This is a genomic window from Paraflavitalea devenefica, from assembly GCF_011759375.1.
Taxonomy (GTDB): Bacteria; Bacteroidota; Bacteroidia; order Chitinophagales; family Chitinophagaceae; genus Paraflavitalea; species Paraflavitalea devenefica.
This window is the reverse complement of the sequence record NZ_JAARML010000001.1, coordinates 204,723-220,273: the sequence shown is the minus strand read 5'-3', so window position 1 is coordinate 220,273 and position 15,551 is coordinate 204,723. Positions and strand designations below refer to the sequence as shown.

The 15,551-nt window shown below is 47.7% G+C and carries 17 protein-coding genes; 11 read left to right on the top strand and 6 right to left on the bottom strand.

Annotated features, from left to right (window positions below; genetic code table 11):
- The first annotated feature begins 58 nt into the window (after positions 1 to 58).
- The 4 genes from recN (at position 59) to HB364_RS00825 (ending at position 3,063) form a co-directional block, all read left to right on the top strand.
- Positions 59 to 1,717, top strand: coding sequence for a DNA repair protein RecN (recN, locus tag HB364_RS00840; protein ID WP_167286005.1), 1,659 nt, complete (start codon positions 59 to 61; stop codon positions 1,715 to 1,717).
- 9 nt (positions 1,718 to 1,726) lie between these two features.
- Positions 1,727 to 1,942, top strand: coding sequence for a hypothetical protein (locus HB364_RS00835; protein ID WP_167286004.1), 216 nt, complete (start codon positions 1,727 to 1,729; stop codon positions 1,940 to 1,942).
- Between the two features lie 8 nt (positions 1,943 to 1,950).
- The gene (locus HB364_RS00830) at positions 1,951 to 2,172 is read left to right on the top strand and encodes a hypothetical protein (protein ID WP_167286003.1); all 222 of its coding nucleotides are present in this window, start codon (positions 1,951 to 1,953) and stop codon (positions 2,170 to 2,172) included.
- Positions 2,173 to 2,250: 78 nt separating this feature from the next.
- A complete protein-coding gene (locus HB364_RS00825) occupies positions 2,251 to 3,063 on the top strand; it encodes an enoyl-ACP reductase FabI (RefSeq protein ID WP_167286002.1) in 813 nt (270 codons plus the stop codon).
- Between the two features lie 87 nt (positions 3,064 to 3,150).
- Here HB364_RS00825 and HB364_RS00820 read toward each other — a convergent pair whose 3' ends face one another.
- A complete protein-coding gene (locus tag HB364_RS00820) occupies positions 3,151 to 3,372 on the bottom strand; it encodes a DUF2795 domain-containing protein (RefSeq protein ID WP_014221625.1) in 222 nt (73 codons plus the stop codon).
- A gap of 291 nt (positions 3,373 to 3,663) precedes the next feature.
- Here HB364_RS00820 and HB364_RS00815 point away from each other — a divergent pair, with 291 nt between their 5' ends.
- Entirely contained in the window at positions 3,664 to 4,317 is a 654-nt protein-coding gene (locus tag HB364_RS00815; RefSeq protein WP_167286001.1) for an ABC transporter ATP-binding protein, read from the top strand.
- Here the strand turns inward: HB364_RS00815 and HB364_RS00810 are convergent.
- From HB364_RS00810 to gatC, 3 genes are read right to left on the bottom strand one after another with little or no spacing between them, the layout of a single operon-like run.
- Positions 4,314 to 4,874: a cob(I)yrinic acid a,c-diamide adenosyltransferase gene (locus HB364_RS00810; protein ID WP_167286000.1), complete on the bottom strand. Its 561-nt coding sequence runs from the start codon at positions 4,872 to 4,874 to the stop codon at positions 4,314 to 4,316. The genes HB364_RS00815 and HB364_RS00810 overlap by 4 nt on opposite strands.
- Positions 4,875 to 4,876: 2 nt before the next feature.
- The gene (locus HB364_RS00805; RefSeq protein WP_208419827.1) at positions 4,877 to 5,581 is read right to left on the bottom strand and encodes an ABC transporter ATP-binding protein; all 705 of its coding nucleotides are present in this window, start codon (positions 5,579 to 5,581) and stop codon (positions 4,877 to 4,879) included.
- Positions 5,582 to 5,628: 47 nt separating this feature from the next.
- Positions 5,629 to 5,928: an Asp-tRNA(Asn)/Glu-tRNA(Gln) amidotransferase subunit GatC gene (gatC, locus tag HB364_RS00800; protein WP_167285999.1), complete on the bottom strand. Its 300-nt coding sequence runs from the start codon at positions 5,926 to 5,928 to the stop codon at positions 5,629 to 5,631.
- A 106-nt stretch (positions 5,929 to 6,034) separates the two neighbouring features.
- Between gatC and trpS the strand changes: the two genes are divergently transcribed.
- The 5 genes from trpS to HB364_RS00775 all read left to right on the top strand — a co-directional run bounded on the left by trpS (position 6,035) and on the right by HB364_RS00775 (position 11,334).
- A complete protein-coding gene (gene trpS, locus HB364_RS00795; protein ID WP_246228273.1) occupies positions 6,035 to 7,045 on the top strand; it encodes a tryptophan--tRNA ligase in 1,011 nt (336 codons plus the stop codon).
- A 114-nt stretch (positions 7,046 to 7,159) separates the two neighbouring features.
- Positions 7,160 to 7,795 carry a deoxynucleoside kinase gene (locus tag HB364_RS00790; RefSeq protein WP_167285998.1) on the top strand — a complete coding sequence of 212 codons (636 nt, stop codon included), beginning with the start codon at positions 7,160 to 7,162 and terminating at the stop codon, positions 7,793 to 7,795.
- Between the two features lie 8 nt (positions 7,796 to 7,803).
- Complete coding sequence (locus HB364_RS00785; protein ID WP_167285997.1) at positions 7,804 to 9,297, top strand: sulfatase-like hydrolase/transferase; 1,494 nt, start codon at positions 7,804 to 7,806, stop codon at positions 9,295 to 9,297.
- A gap of 64 nt (positions 9,298 to 9,361) precedes the next feature.
- A complete protein-coding gene (locus HB364_RS00780; protein WP_167285996.1) occupies positions 9,362 to 10,843 on the top strand; it encodes a sulfatase-like hydrolase/transferase in 1,482 nt (493 codons plus the stop codon).
- Between the two features lie 65 nt (positions 10,844 to 10,908).
- Positions 10,909 to 11,334: an energy transducer TonB gene (locus tag HB364_RS00775; RefSeq protein ID WP_167285995.1), complete on the top strand. Its 426-nt coding sequence runs from the start codon at positions 10,909 to 10,911 to the stop codon at positions 11,332 to 11,334.
- A 2-nt stretch (positions 11,335 to 11,336) separates the two neighbouring features.
- On the opposite strand, the gene HB364_RS00770 is transcribed toward HB364_RS00775, so the two are convergent.
- Together HB364_RS00770 and pckA are read right to left on the bottom strand one after the other, a co-directional pair.
- Complete coding sequence (locus HB364_RS00770; RefSeq protein WP_167285994.1) at positions 11,337 to 11,867, bottom strand: DUF922 domain-containing protein; 531 nt, start codon at positions 11,865 to 11,867, stop codon at positions 11,337 to 11,339.
- A 310-nt stretch (positions 11,868 to 12,177) separates the two neighbouring features.
- Positions 12,178 to 13,782 (bottom strand): phosphoenolpyruvate carboxykinase (ATP), encoded by a 1,605-nt coding sequence (gene pckA / locus HB364_RS00765; RefSeq protein WP_167285993.1) that lies wholly within the window; start codon positions 13,780 to 13,782, stop codon positions 12,178 to 12,180.
- A 470-nt stretch (positions 13,783 to 14,252) separates the two neighbouring features.
- On the opposite strand from pckA, the gene HB364_RS00760 reads away from it, so the two are divergent.
- Positions 14,253 to 15,545 (top strand): aminopeptidase P family protein, encoded by a 1,293-nt coding sequence (locus tag HB364_RS00760; RefSeq protein ID WP_167285992.1) that lies wholly within the window; start codon positions 14,253 to 14,255, stop codon positions 15,543 to 15,545.
- Positions 15,546 to 15,551 lie beyond the last annotated feature (6 nt).

Sequence of the window (15,551 nt, the reverse complement as noted above, 5' to 3'; positions counted from 1 at the left end):
ATAATATCTTTGCAGAAATATTCCCGGATTAGCTAATTTGCTCCATCGTTCATGTCTTATGTTAAAGAAACTCTTTATTCAGAACTACGCCATTATTGACGAGATAGAAATAGACTTCTCGCCAAAGCTGAATATTATTACCGGTGAAACAGGCGCCGGTAAATCCATTTTGATGGGCGCTTTGTCGCTGATCCTGGGCGACCGGGCCGATTCCTCCGTTTTGCTCGACCGTACCAAGAAAAGTGTGGCGGAAGGGACTTTTGAAACAAACGGGCGAAAGGAAATAAAGGCCTTCCTGAAAGAGTATGACCTGGATGCCGAGGACGAGTTGGTCATCCGTCGTGAAATCGCTGCCAATGGCAAATCAAGGGCCTTCGTGAATGATACGCCGGTAAACCTGGAACAGTTGCGCTCCCTGAGCTCCCTGCTGGTAGACCTGCACCGGCAGTTTGATACCCTCGACCTGGGCGCTTCCGATTTTCAACGGGATGTATTGGATGCGCTGGCCGGCCATGCGACAGGGTTGCAACAGTACCGCACCTTGTATGGTCAGTGGCAGCAGGTACGCAAAGAACTGGAAGAACTGCAACAACAGAAAAACCAGTTTACGAAAGAATACGACTATAATAAATTCCAATATGACGAGCTGGAAGAAGCAGCGCTGAAAGAAAATGAGCTGGAAGAAGCAGACGCTACCCTGAAGCTGCTGAGTAATTCGGAAGGGATCAAAAATGCGCTTACCAAAGTAGCCTATGAACTGAATGAAGGCGAACAGCCCATGGTGCAACAGCTTAAATCATTGTTCAACCAGTTACAGTCTTTTGCAGGATACCATACCGATCTGCCCGCCCTGGTACAGCGGTTGCAATCGGCACAGATAGAGTTGCAGGACATCGCCGATGAAGTAGAGCGTATTAATGACCATGTCCAATATGACCCCCAACGTATAGAGCAGTTGAACGAGCGCGTGGCTGTTGGCTACAAACTGCTGAAGAAGCATGGCGTAAAAACGACTGCTGAATTGCTGGCTATTAAAGCTTCACTGGAAGAGAAACTGCAGGCCGTACTGAATATTGATGAAGCGATACAGGAGAAAGAAAAAAACGTGCAGCAATTGTACCAGGAGGCGCTGGTACAGGCCAAAAATATTACTGCCAACCGGGTTAAACAAATAAAGCCCTTACAGGATAAAGTGAATAAGCTGCTGGCGCAGGTGGGTATGCCCAATGCACGCCTGCAGGTGGAAGTACAACCAGTGGATACGTTGCAGGCGCATGGCCTTGATGTGATAGAGTTCCTGTTTGATGCCAATAAAAGCAACCGCTTTGAACCGGTACGAAAGGTGGCATCCGGTGGTGAATTGAGCCGGCTCATGTTGTGCATCAAATCACTGGTAGCCCAATCCCTTGACCTGGGTACCCTGATCTTCGATGAAATTGATACCGGTATTTCCGGTGAGGCGGCCAAGCAGGTAGGGGTGATCATGAAAGACCTGGCTAAAAAAAGACAGGTCATCAGCATTACACACCAGCCGCAGATAGCCGGCAAGGCCGATTCCCATTTCTTTGTGTACAAGCAGATCAGGGGAGAAACGATCAAGACCAATATTAAGCTGCTTACACAGGAAGAACGGATCACCGCCATTGCCAAAATGCTCAGCGGAGAGAAGCCTACGGCAGCAGCATTGGAAAATGCCCGTGAAATGGTGATGAACTAATACTAATTCATGCCGCCTATCCTTACCAATATTTTTGGATTGCTCCTGTTCCTGCTATTTGCAGTACTGCCGGCTTATTATACCAATAAATACCTGCTGAAGCTCATACGGCCTCAGGAATCAGTGGCCCGGTTTTTCGCGCATATCATCATCATCCTGGCTGTAGCTGTGGTGTATACAAGCGTCGTGATCTTTGTATTGGTGAAATTTGTATTTGAGCAATAACCCTTACTATGTTACCTATCCTGAAACTGTTACTGTTCTTTGTGCTTACAGGGGCTGTGTTTATAGCAGGCTTTTTGGCCTATCGTTATTTTAAAGAAAAGATCAATGGCAGCCGTTCTTTCCTTCAATTATTGTTCTATATACTGTCGCTCATCGTTATTAATCTCGGTATCATCGTGCTGGGTTTGCTGGTGCTGGTGAAGGTCTACAAACTGGTCTCCGATGTTTAGTAATCAATTATTCCTATTTTTACGCCTTGACCGATAGCCGGCAACCATCAACAAAAAACAATAAACTATAAACCTCTTATGTCGTACAACCTGCTCAAAGGAAAAAAAGGGATCATATTTGGTGCCCTGGATGAAAAGTCTATTGCCTGGAGAACAGCCCTGCGTTGCCATGAAGAAGGCGCTCAACTGGTATTAACCAATGCGCCTGTTGCCATGCGTATGGGAGAGATCAATAAACTGGCCGAAACAACAAAGGCGCCGGTAATACCTGCCGATGTGACCAATATGGACGATCTGAAGAAGCTGTTTGAAGAAGCCATGAAGCACTTTGGCGGCGGTATTGACTTCGTGCTGCATTCTGTGGCCATGGGTATGAACGTGCGTAAAGGAAAACATTATACAGAGATTGATTACAACTGGAATCAAAAAACACTGGATATATCTTCCATGTCCTTACACCGTGTATTGCGTACTGCCTGGGACCTGGATGCGCTCAATGAAGGCGCCAGCGTGGTAGGGCTTACCTATATTGCCGCACAGCGTGTATTCCCAGATTACAATGAAATGGCCGATGCCAAAGCCTTGCTGGAAGCCGTAGCGCGCAACTTTGGTTACCATTATGGCGTACGTAAAAAAGTAAGGGTTAATACCGTATCACAGTCGCCGGTAAAAACAACGGCGGGCAGTGGTGTAAAAGGCTTTGATGGCTTTTTAACCTATGCCGAAAAAATGAGCCCGCTGGGTAATGCCAGTGCGGATGACTGCGCCAATTACTGTGTCAGCCTGTTCAGCGACCTCACGAAGATGGTGACGATGCAGAACCTTTTCCATGATGGCGGATTCTCTTTCACCGGTGTTACACAATCCGTGATTGACCAGATGGAGAAATAATGAATAATGACTGCAAAAAAACTGCAGTAGTAAAATAAAAAAAAGCGGACTGTTGAGGTCCGCTTTTTAAATAATATCCGGATAGCATTAATATTCATCTTCATTAAAGAAGAAATCGTCCTGACTTGGGTAATCGGGCCATATATCCTCGATTCCCTCATAGATCTCTCCTTCATCTTCCAGCTCCTGGAGGTTTTCTACTACTTCAATGGGTGCGCCACTACGGATAGCGTAGTCAATCAACTCGTCCTTGGTAGCAGGCCAGGGTGCGTCTTCAAGATATGATGCTAATTCAAGTGTCCAAAACATGAGATGGCCGTTTTAATTTTTTATCAGGAAATCACCTGCCAGTGGTTAAAACAGGTAAGTAAAACCTAACAATTTTTATCGGGGGAGTGTTGCACAGACCGGATTTCTTTTTCCGGCAGGCAAAACAGTACCCGGTAATTTTTCGCAAAAGTAACCTTCTTGGCGAAAAAACCAAATCAATCTTTGAAAAGCGGGAACAAGATTTTCTTAAAAAATCAGCCTTTCCTGCCTGCCCGGCCGGAAGCCGATGGTTTGTAGTATCTTGACGCTTTGTTTCACAACCTGTCATTCATGTTAACGGCCACCAACATACATAAATATTACGATCAGCTTTGGGTGTTGAAAGGGGTAGACCTGACGATCAATAAGGGGGAAATAGCCAGTATTGTGGGCCCTTCCGGCTCGGGTAAGAGCACTTTGCTGCATATTCTTGGCACGCTGGACCACCCCAGCAGGGGGGAGGTATTGGTCAATAACCAGAAGATCAATTTCCTTAATGACAAGCAGGTGGCTGCTTTCCGCAACCGTCATATTGGTTTCGTATTCCAGTTCCATCATTTGCTGCCGGAATTCACCGCACTGGAGAATGTATGTATTCCCGGCTGGATGGCAGGCCGCCGGAAAAAAGAGGTAGCAGAACGGGGGGTACACCTGCTGGAAACCCTGGGGCTGGGCAGCCGGGTGGAGAATAAACCCAGCGCCCTTTCGGGCGGTGAACAGCAGCGGGTGGCTGTAGCACGCGCCCTGATCAATAATCCTGATATTATTTTTGCTGATGAGCCTACCGGCAACCTCGATTCGGCCAATGCGCGGGAATTGCACCAGCTCTTTTTCGACCTGCGCAAGCAATTCAACCAAACATTCCTGATCGTTACCCACAATGAGGAACTGGCGCAGATGAGCGACAGGATCTTACACATGAAAGACGGGAAGATTGTAATCTAAACCCGCGGCTTCCAGGGTATTTCCGGGGCCTGTAATTGCTGGCCGGTATAGCGTGCCAGTACAAACAGGTAATCGCTCAGGCGGTTTATATATTGTAGAATAATGGCCTCAACTTCCTGCCCTTCCCCTTCCAGCCTTACACAACAGCGTTCGGCCCGGCGGCATACGCAACGGGCTATGTGTAGGTGTGATACGATGGCATGGCCGCCCGGCAGAATAAAATGCTTCATGGGGGGTAGGGCCTCTGTCATGCGGTCTATCTCCTGTTCCAGGAAATGAATATCGGTATCCCTGAGATCGGGAATGCGCATTTTGGGTTCTTTCACCGGGTCGCAGGCCAGCGCCGCCCCAATGGTAAACAGGCGGTCCTGCACTTCCTGCAAAACAGTCCTGCCTGCATCATCCGTGAGCAGGTCGCGGCACAAACCGATATAGGAATTCAATTCATCTACCGTACCATAAGCTTCTATGCGCAGGTGTGATTTGGGAACTTTCGTTCCACCGATGAGGGAAGTATTTCCCTTATCACCGGTCTTAGTATATATCTTGAAAGCCATGTTTAAGCATTTACCAGTTGGTCGGTGCGGCGCTTGTCGCTTTCAATAACGCCGTCCCGTAAACGTACGATGCGGTGGGCATGGTTGGCAATATCTTCTTCGTGGGTTACCAGTACCACGGTATTACCGCTGGCCTGGATCTGGCCAAAGATATCCATGATCTCAATGGAAGTTTTGCTATCGAGGTTACCGGTGGGCTCATCGGCCAGTATCAGGGAGGGGCTGTTTACCAGCGCCCGGGCAATCGCTACCCGCTGGTTCTGTCCCCCGGAGAGTTCATTGGGTTTGTGGTGGCTTCTGTCTCCCAGCCCTACTTTTTTGATCACGTCCATCGCCATCTCGGTACGTTGCTTTTTAGGTATGCCTGCATATACCAGTGGCAGGGCTACATTTTCCAGGGCGGTAAGGCGCGGCAGCAGGTTGAACTGCTGGAATACAAAGCCGATCTCATTATTCCGTACTTCGGCCAGGGAGTCATCGGGCATTCTGCTCACATCCTGCCCGTTCAGCACATACTTGCCGCCGGTGGGGGTATCCAGGCAGCCCAGTATGTTCATTAATGTACTCTTCCCCGAACCGGAGGGCCCCATCAGCGCCACATATTCATTTTTAAGGATATCCAGGTTGATGCCTTTCAATACGCGTATTTCCTGCCTTCCCATGAAATAGCTCTTGCGGATCGCTTCCAGGTGGATGATAGAGTTCATAATGCTGTAATTGCTTTTATTGCTAATCCAAGGTCAGACTTCCGACTTCAGACTTCTGTCTTCCGGATCACTTTGGGTACCTTAAAGAAAACACCATCCGTATCGGGGGCGTTCCTGACGGCTTCCTCCCGGGATATAGACCCCTGTACCCTATCCTCGCGTAACACATTCTCATTATCCGACATGTGCAGGAGGGGGGCTACGCCCGTAGTATCCAGCTCATTCAGTTTGTCGACAAAATGGATCATTCGTTGCAGGTCGTTCTTAATTATTTCTTTCTCCCCCTCATTGAACTGCAAACGTGCCAGATTGGCGAGGTTTTCCACTAATGCGTCATTGACTTCCATACCGGACAAAAATAGCTGTTTATGGGCTACTTTGGGAGTTCAAAGGCTAAAAGGTTCATAAAAGTGGGTAGTTAGCAACTGCAAACTATCCTTATCTTCGCGCCCTATGGAAAAGGTTGTTCAGCAACAGATTGTTATGAGTGGCATCAGGCCCACCGGCTTTTTACACCTGGGTAATTACTTTGGGGCCCTGCGCAATTTTGTGCGCATGCAGGAGGAATACCCCTGCTATTTTATGGTGGCAGACCTGCACGCCCTTACCACCCATCCGGATACAAAAGAGCTGAAGACGAATATACACCGGGTACTGGCCGAACATATTGCCTGTGGCCTGGACCCCGATAAAGCGGCTTTATATTGCCAGAGCCATGTATATGAAACATCTGAGCTGTACCTCTACCTCAATATGCTGGCCTACAAGGGGGAACTGGAAAAAACCACCACCTTTAAAGATAAAGCCCGCCTGCAGCCGGATAACATCAATGCCGGCCTGCTGACTTATCCTGTATTACAGGCGGCGGATATCCTGCTGCACCGCGCCTCCCTGGTGCCGGTAGGCAAAGACCAGGAGCAACACCTGGAAATGGCACGCACCTATGTAAACCGGTTCAACCACCGGTATGGCGATGTATTCCCCGAGCCTGTTGCCTTCAATTATGGCGCACAACTGGTAAAAGTACCCAGCCTGGACGGCGCTGGTAAGATGAGCAAGAGCGAAAACCAGAACGCTACCCTCTACCTGTCGGATACCGACCAGCAGATCCTGGATAAAGTAAAGAAGGCCAAAACAGACAGCGGCCCTACAGTGCCCAACTCTCCCAAGCCTGATTATATCGAAAACATCTTCCTGCTGATGAAGCTCGTAAGTAAAGAAGAGGTGATCCGGAAGTTTGAAGAGGATTACAACAATTGCATCATCCGCTATGGCGATATGAAAAAGCAATTGGGCGAAGATATGGTCAGCTTCATTGCTCCCATCCGGGAGAAAGCAGAAGCCATCCGTAATGATGAGCAATACCTGAAAGTCATTATGGAGAAAGGAGCTGATAAGGCCCGTACCAGCGCCCGGGCCACGATGGGGCTGGTGCGTGAAGCGATGGGGTTGAATTATTATTAAAAACGGTCATTTCTTACAGCAAAAACCAAAAAGAATTAATACCTTAAATTTTTGGTCTCATCTTTCCGGGGCGATACCCAGGAAACCGGGATCTGATTCTATGAACTAATAACGATGGCAAAAAGCAAAAAACCCAAACATATAGCAGTAGCAGGAAATATTGGCGCCGGAAAGACTACCCTTACAGAACTGCTGAGCAAGCATTACCGCTGGATACCTCAGTTTGAAGATGTAGACCACAATCCTTACCTGTTCGACTTTTATGAGGATATGCCCCGCTGGAGCTTTAACCTTCAGATATACTTTTTGAACAGCCGCCTGAACCAGTTACTGGATATTCACCGTGGCACGGAAACCGTGGTGCAGGACAGAACGATCTATGAAGATGCGCATATTTTTGCGCCCAACCTGCATGAGATGGGCCTGATGAGTAAACGGGATTTTGATAATTACTTCCTGTTCTTTGAAACGCTCAAGTCCATGGTGCAGCCTCCCGACCTGTTGATCTACCTGAAAGCATCGGTACCTACACTGGTGGCGCAGATCCAGAAAAGAGGCCGGGAATACGAAGAGAATATCCGCCTTGATTACCTCAAACGCCTCAACGACTTTTACAATAAATGGATTGATGGCTACAAAGAAGGCCCCCTGCTGGTAATAGATATTGACAAAAACAAATTCCCCGAGAACGAAGAACACCTGGGAGAGATCATCCGAAAGATTGACTCGCAATTATACGGCTTGTTTTAATGATTCCTATGTTACAGGCACGCCTGAAAAAAGGGTTGACTACCAACTGGCATTTTATAGGTGTGATCCTGTTCTTTATTATTCATGGGTATAGTGAACACCAGGGATTGATACCCCTGCGTGAGTTATTGCTGTTATTGGCTGCATTGCTGGCAGCAGGCTTTTTATTGTTTGGCATCAGCAGGAAGTTATTTAAAATGCAGGCAGAAAAGGCCGGCCTCTTTACTTCTTTCGTATTGGCGCTGGTACTTTTCTTTAGTGTGTTCCAGGATTTCTTTACTTCTATCCGCTTCCTTTCCTTTATAGGACGCCTGGTGATCTTTTTCCCGTTGTGTATAGCAGCCATGATCGCAGCACTGGTTTGGTTGAAAAAGACCGGCCGGCCCTTTAAAAAGGGGGTGTTCTTTATAAACACTGTACTGGTAGTTTACATTGTAGTAGACCTGTGTATAATAGTCACTCACTGCTTGTTTCCCGTTGCTCAGCAAAAAGATAAAAGCCTGGAAAAATGGGCCCTTAGGGTTTGTGATACCTGCGCCAGGCCACCGGTTTATTTCGTTTTATTAGATTCCTATTTCGGTTCAGCGGGGTTACGGGAGTTTTATCAGTATGATAACTCCCGGTTTGATAATTTTTTACGGCAGCAGGGTTTTCATGTTACAGACGGCACGCACAGCAACTACCTGCATACCTTATTTTCTATGGCTTCCCTGTTGAACATGAGCTACCTGGAAGAAAAAGGCCCTATCACCATAGAAAATCATTATGCCTATAAAGCAGGAGTAGCTGCTGTCCGCAATAACATCGTGTGCCGCTTCTTTAAAGAGCAGGGTTACCAGATCAGGAACTATTCCATTTTTGATATAGACAATATACCGGCAGGGCATCAGTCGGGGCTAATGCCGGATAAGATCCAACTGATCACACAGCAGACCATGTATTACCGGGTGAAAAAATATGGGCCGCCATTTTTGGCAAGGATGAAATGGGCGCCCGGATTGGAAAAAAGTATAGCCAATGATTTTGTCGGGAATAATGAGCGTATGTTAAACCTCACGTTATCAGCAAGTCGTCAAAAACAGGAGAAGCCCGTATTTACCTACCTGCATTTGATGATGCCGCATATGCCTTTTTCGTATGATAGTGTGGGAAACAGGACTGTTCCTGCCCCGGCCGGATCAGTGAGCATTGAAAAGATGGATGATCAGTTCCTGCAATACGAGGTGTACGCCAATAAGTGGATGATTACCTTTATTGAACAATTAAAGGCGGCCACACGCGGCGAGGCTGTTATCGTACTGATGAGTGACCATGGCTACCGGCCTGCAGGGCGCAGGGAACGGTCATTAGCCTGCCAAACGCTGAATGCTGTATACCTGCCCAGTCAAAATTATGCAGGCTGGTACAATGGCATGACGAATGTAAACCAGTTCCGGGGACTCTTCAATACGCTTTTTGATCAGCACCTGCCTATGTTGAAGGATTCTATCGTGTATCACTAAAGATCATAGTAGGGGATTGAATATGTTTAAGAAGTAATTGTATAATTTAATTTAAAATAGCCCTATGTTGACTGCGCCGCTGAAGAAACTGTTTACTACCAACTGGCATTTTATGGGCGTTATCTTGTTCTTTGCATTGCACGGTTATGCAGAGTACGGGCTTTTTATATCTCCCGGAGCGGTATTGTGGTTGCTGGCAAAACTTATTGGAGGGGGGCTTATACTGTTTGGATTGGGCAATTGGTTATTCAGGAGTAAACGGAAGGCAGGCTTATTCACTTCCCTGTTTTTTATCATATTGCTTTTCTTTGGCGCCTTCCAGGATACCTTTGAAGGATTGCCGCTGCTTCATAAACTATCACCCCGGAAAATCCTGGCCCCGGTTTGCCTGCTAGTGCTGATCGTTGTTTTCTTCCTGATCAGGCGCACCAAATGGCCGCTGAACAGGCCTGTGCTTTTCATCAACGTATTGCTGGTGGTGTACATGCTGATAGATGTAGGCACCCTTGTCGGGCACACAGTGGCTCCTCCAAACTGGTATCCCCAGCCTTTACCAGCTCAATTGACTGTCTGCGATACCTGTGCAAAGCCGCCTGTTTATTTTATCATACTGGATGAGTATATGGGCAGTTACGGACTGCAACAATATTACGGCTATAACAACCAACTGTTTGAAGATTCCCTGCAGCAACAGGGCTTCCGGGTACTGCAGCATACACGCAGTAATTATCCGTATACCGTGTATTCCATGTTTTCAACGCTGAACATGAAATACCTGGCTATTGGCAACGTACACAAACGGGAGCACGATACCTACCGCATGTCGGTGACAGGTATTAAATTTAATCCGGTATGTGATTATTTGAATAGCCTGGGATATACCATTTTTAACCATTCCCCTTTTGAATTAAAGCAGCAACAATCGGCCTATCGTTCCATTCTGCTGGCTGATAACATCAATCTGCTCACCAGTCAAACGATTTGGAGCCGTCTGGCCCCCGATGTCCCCAACCGCCTGGCCAAAGCCGGTATTATGCCCTCGCTGGTACACCGTATTGATGATGATTTTATGCGCAACAATGAAAGGATGCTGCAGGAGACGCTGAATAAAGCTGCTCAGCCTGGCCATGCGCCGGCATTTCATTATGTACACGTAATGATGCCGCACAATCCTTATTTAGCCGATAGTACCGGCAGGCGTACCATACCTTATGCTTTCCGTAAATCAGTTACACAACAGGAAGGAGATAATGACTACTTACAATACCTGGTGTATACCAATCGCAGGATACTGCGCTTTATCCGGGAACTGCAACAGCTTGAAAAAGGCAAAGCGGTGATCCTGCTCATGAGTGATCATGGCAGCCGTTCGACACTGCATAAAGACAAGAAGCTAATGTACTATAACCTGAATGCGGTGTACCTGCCCAATGGTAATTATACCGGCTGGTATGATGGGATGACCAATGTAAACCAGTTTCGCGTACTCTTCAATACCCTCTTTCACCAGCGCTTGCCGGTGCTGAAGGATTCGATCGTTTACTAATGTTACTACACTTGTGGAAATCACCTTCCGGCGCATCATACTCTTGTATCAATACCCCGTTGCCTATGCCTGCCCCTAAAATAGGGCTGGTGCTGCTGCTTTGTTGCACAGCACTGAATGTTGCTGCCCAGAAGAAGAAAGCTGTCTTCAGCGATACCTCCGACTATGAGTTTGTATTTACAAAAGTGGAAACAGAAGCAGGTACCAATGTAAAGGATTGGCATACCTATATGCGTAGCAGTACTGCATTGCCGCCGGCCGTGGCTAAGTCTATTCCGCCCGGCACGTACAATGTGCTGGTTAAATTTGTCATTAGTGCAGAAGGAAAGATAGGTGATATAAAAGCCGACAATGACCCGGGTTATGGCCTGGCTGCACGGGCCGTAGAAGTCTTTAAAGGCTATAAAGGGAAATGGCAACCGGCCAACCAGTGCGGGCGCTTTGTAAAGAGCTATAAAACAATGCCTGTCACCTTCGTAATCCCCCAATAAAGTCACTGTTTGCTGTAAGCGGCATACGTTTTCAGTCCCTGCAGGTCATCGGCTATTTTCTTCAGCCATAACGTCTGCTTTTCTTTGTTGCGGGAGAAATCGGTTTCCTTGTCATACTCGTTCTGGGCAGCATGGTGGAGGGTCATGACGCTGTCGTAGATCCTGTTCACATCATTGCTGACCGTCTTTGCATTGAAATGATAGGCTTTCAGCGCCTGGTTCAGCTTGCGGGCATGCAGTTCGGCAATATCAAAATGGCCTTGTTCATGCAACAGGATGGTATTGTTGCGGATACGCACCCACGACTTGTTTTTGTCAAAACTGCATTTAATATTGAACTGTAGTTCTTCCTCATCATAGCCAAATTCCACATTGATAGAACTGCTGGTCAGGGCTGCATTGGTGGAGGCAACATCAGGCGGGGCCTTAAAATCATCCCAGGTCAGTTTCCGGGAGGGGCTCCATTCTATAAAATTGGCTTGTCCGACGCCCGTAAGGGCTGTGAGCAGGAAAGCGATAAAATGTGTGATCATACTACGCTATGCGATATACAAACGGCAAAGTTTAATGAAATTGTTCAAATCATGTCACAAAAATCCGGTAAAACCCCTGTTTTTACCGGTCCCTGACCCAATTACTGTGCAAAATCCGGCATCATTCTCTTAATCAGACGAAAATAAAGCCCGGCCCGTTTTATGGGCATAAAAAAAACTCTATCCGGTTGATGGGATAGAGTTCCATATAGCAGTAATCGTTTGAGGCCAGTGCTAAACCAAACCCCCGCAGGGCGGGGTAAGTGCTGACAGGTTTGGTTCAGCAAGCATAGGTATAGTAAGACACCTGTTAAATCTTAGGTGCTGCTTCCAGGATTTCTTCGGGTACCCCGGCGGTATATTTTTCAAAGTTCTTAATGAACTGCTGCGCCAGGTTACGGGTTGCCGTATCATAAGCGGTCTTATCGGCCCAGGTATTCCGGGGATTCAGTATTTCCGCCGGTACATCCGGACAGCTTTGGGGTACGGCCATGCCAAACACAGGATGATTTTCATAGGCCACCTCGTCCAGCCTGCCTTCCAGGGCTGCTGTGATCATGGCCCGGGTATAAGCCAGCTTGATACGGTTGCCGGTTCCATAGGCGCCGCCTGTCCAGCCGGTATTGATCATCCATACTTTTACATCCTGTTTGCGCAACTTCTCGCCCAGCATGGCGGCATACCGGCCGGGATGCAGCGGGAGGAAGGGCGCGCCAAAGCAGGCGCTGAAAGTAGATTTGGGTTCTGTTACCCCTGCTTCAGTACCGGCTACCTTGGCCGTATAGCCGGAAATGAACTGGTACATGGCCTGTGCAGGAGTAAGCCTGGATACCGGCGGCAATACGCCATAGGCATCACAGGTAAGGAAGAATATATTGGCCGGAATATTTCCTACAGAAGGTTCCTGTGCATTACTGATAAAATCCAGCGGGTAGCTCACCCGGGTATTCTCCGTAATGGACTTGTCGGCAAAATTGATCGTACTGGTTCCGGCATGAAAAACAGCATTCTCTACCAGGGCGCCGGGACGGATAGCATGGAATATTTCAGGTTCTTTTTCTTCGCTCAGGTCAATACACTTGGCATAACAGCCGCCTTCAAAATTGAAAACGCCATTATGGGTCCAGCCATGTTCATCATCCCCGATCAGCCTGCGCTGCGGGTCGGCGCTCAGGGTGGTTTTACCGGTGCCGCTAAGGCCAAAGAACAGGGCGGTATCGCCTTTTTCACCAATATTGGCCGAGCAGTGCATGCTCAATACACCTTTCTCCTGGGGCAGGATATAATTCAGTACAGTGAAAATGCCTTTCTTGGTTTCACCGGTATAGCCGGTGCCGGCAATGAGGATCGTCTTATGTTTAAAACTGATCACGGCGGCATTGTGCTGGCGGATACCGCACTCTGCCGGATCGAGTCTTAGCTCAGGCGCTGACAGGATATGCCAGTCGGGCGTGAAGTTTTCCAATTGTTCCTCTGTAGGGCGCAGGAACATATTATGGGCAAAGAGATTGATGGCGGGCTTTTCATTCACCACCCGGATATTAATGCGGTACCGGGGATCGGCGCAGGCATAGGCATCGCGCACCCACAATTCATTTTTACTGTTCAGGTGCTCCACAATCCTTTTCTGGATGATGTGGAAATACTTTTCTTCCAACGGCAGGTTAAACTCGTTCCAGTGTACCGTGTTGGCAGTGATCTCATCTTTCACGGTGAACTTGTCTTTGGGGCTGCGGCCGGTGAATTCTCCGGTACGGATGACCAATGCGCCGGTATCATTCAATACGCCTTCCTGTAGCCGCAGAACGTCCTGGATCAGCTCTTCCGGGCTGAGCTGGTAATGAAGCGTGTGATCCTGTCGTAACCCGAGACGGGTTACCTGATGTAGGGGAATTGTGATGGTTGATAGTGACATAACAAGCAACTTTAAGAGATTAGTCAACAAAGGTAGAATTTAATAATTTCTAATACAAAGGGCCAAAAGCTCAAAAAATTGAATACTATCTAATCTGAAACCTGATTTATTGATAATTACACCGCTAACAATTGTTAGTTTTCGTGGGCGTTCAACAATAAGCTGCTTTCACTGAACCGTTCCTAAAAACAGGAATTTTTGGTAAAAATTGATTGCAGGCAAAAATGCAATGAGGCAACAAGGCACAGAGGCAACCAGACAACGAGGGTTTTATTGCCGGCAGCCTGCTGCTTTCTTACTCGTTGCCTTGATGCCTTGTTGCCTATATGCCTTAAAAAATAACTGAAATTCACGGTCTTATCTATTCATTGGTTATTTTTATGCGGCTTAATAGCAATATTTTATGAGACGCCAGTCCCATCCCGACAAGTCGGGACAAGTGCTGGCCAAAAAGAAATAAAAACTATCAGATGAAGTATCTGCCGCTGGACCCGGCCATTTTTGTACAGAACCGGAAGCGCTTTATAAGCCGGATGGAGAAAAACAGCATTGCCATTTTCAACAGCAATGACGAGCTGCCCTCCAATGGCGACGCTACCCATACTTTTAAACAGAACTCAGACCTCTATTGGCTCTGTGGTATTGACCAGGAAGACACGATGGTGATCCTTTTCCCGGACAACCCCGATCCCCGGTTCAGGGAAGTGCTGGTACTGGTGCGTCCCAATGAGCTGAAGGAAAAATGGGACGGCAGGCGGTTAAGGGCCGAGGAAGGCAAGCGGATCTCCGGCATGAAAACCGTGATGTGGCTGGATACCCTGGAGTCTGTATTACAAACCTGGATCCACCTGGCCGATAATATTTACCTCAACACCAATGAAAATGACCGCAAGGCCAGCCAGGTGCCGGTACGCGATTACCGGTATATAGAGACTATGCGTCAGCGGTACCCGCTCCACCCCTATAAACGCAGCGCCCGCATCATGAAAGAACTGCGGGCCGTGAAAACGTCCCAGGAAGTGGTGGTCATGCAACAGGCCATTGACATAACACATAACACTTTTCTGCGTTTATTAAAGTTTATAAAGCCGGGAGTGATGGAATATGAGATCGAGGCGGAGATTTACCATAGTTTTCTGTCGCAAAGAGCTACCCGCCCTGCCTATAATAGTATTGTAGCCAGCGGCGACCGTGCCCGTACGCTGCATTATATTGAGAATAACCAGGCGTGTAAGGACGGCGAGCTGATCCTGATGGATTTTGGCGCTGAATACGGCGGTTATTGTGCCGATCTTACCCGCACCATACCGGTGAATGGTAAGTTCACCAAACGGCAGAAGGAAGTGTATAACGGGTGCCTGCACCTGCACAATTATGCCAAAAGCATCCTGAAGCCGGGTATCACGATTGCCGCCTATACAGATAAGGTAGGGGCAGAAGCGACCAGGGTATTTGTGAAACTGGGATTGCTCACTAAGCAGGACCTGAAGAATGAGGACAAGGATAACCTGGCTTACCGTAAATATTTGTACCATGGTATCTCACATCACCTCGGTATTGATGTGCACGACCTGGGGAGCCGTACAGAGCCGGTAACAGCCGGCATGGTATTTACCATTGAGCCCGGTATTTACATTGAAGAAGAGCAGATGGGCATCCGGATAGAGAACAATGTATGGCTTACCAAAACCGGTAACAAAGACCTGATGGCCAACATTCCCATCACGGTAGAAGAGATAGAATCAATCATGAAGAAGAAATAATTAATG

Bases quoted from the DNA above. Each gene is read 5' to 3' on its own strand.
- recN (WP_167286005.1), top strand. From the start codon at position 59: ATGTTAAAGAAACTCTTTATTCAGAACTACGCCATTATTGACGAGATA.
- HB364_RS00835 (WP_167286004.1), top strand. From the start codon at position 1,727: ATGCCGCCTATCCTTACCAATATTTTTGGATTGCTCCTGTTCCTGCTA.
- HB364_RS00830 (WP_167286003.1), top strand. From the start codon at position 1,951: ATGTTACCTATCCTGAAACTGTTACTGTTCTTTGTGCTTACAGGGGCT.
- HB364_RS00825 (WP_167286002.1), top strand. From the start codon at position 2,251: ATGTCGTACAACCTGCTCAAAGGAAAAAAAGGGATCATATTTGGTGCC.
- HB364_RS00820 (WP_014221625.1), bottom strand. From the start codon at position 3,372: ATGTTTTGGACACTTGAATTAGCATCATATCTTGAAGACGCACCCTGG.
- HB364_RS00815 (WP_167286001.1), top strand. From the start codon at position 3,664: ATGTTAACGGCCACCAACATACATAAATATTACGATCAGCTTTGGGTG.
- HB364_RS00810 (WP_167286000.1), bottom strand. From the start codon at position 4,874: ATGGCTTTCAAGATATATACTAAGACCGGTGATAAGGGAAATACTTCC.
- HB364_RS00805 (WP_208419827.1), bottom strand. From the start codon at position 5,581: ATGAACTCTATCATCCACCTGGAAGCGATCCGCAAGAGCTATTTCATG.
- gatC (WP_167285999.1), bottom strand. From the start codon at position 5,928: ATGGAAGTCAATGACGCATTAGTGGAAAACCTCGCCAATCTGGCACGT.
- trpS (WP_246228273.1), top strand. From the start codon at position 6,035: ATGGAAAAGGTTGTTCAGCAACAGATTGTTATGAGTGGCATCAGGCCC.
- HB364_RS00790 (WP_167285998.1), top strand. From the start codon at position 7,160: ATGGCAAAAAGCAAAAAACCCAAACATATAGCAGTAGCAGGAAATATT.
- HB364_RS00785 (WP_167285997.1), top strand. From the start codon at position 7,804: ATGTTACAGGCACGCCTGAAAAAAGGGTTGACTACCAACTGGCATTTT.
- HB364_RS00780 (WP_167285996.1), top strand. From the start codon at position 9,362: ATGTTGACTGCGCCGCTGAAGAAACTGTTTACTACCAACTGGCATTTT.
- HB364_RS00775 (WP_167285995.1), top strand. From the start codon at position 10,909: ATGCCTGCCCCTAAAATAGGGCTGGTGCTGCTGCTTTGTTGCACAGCA.
- HB364_RS00770 (WP_167285994.1), bottom strand. From the start codon at position 11,867: ATGATCACACATTTTATCGCTTTCCTGCTCACAGCCCTTACGGGCGTC.
- pckA (WP_167285993.1), bottom strand. From the start codon at position 13,782: ATGTCACTATCAACCATCACAATTCCCCTACATCAGGTAACCCGTCTC.
- HB364_RS00760 (WP_167285992.1), top strand. From the start codon at position 14,253: ATGAAGTATCTGCCGCTGGACCCGGCCATTTTTGTACAGAACCGGAAG.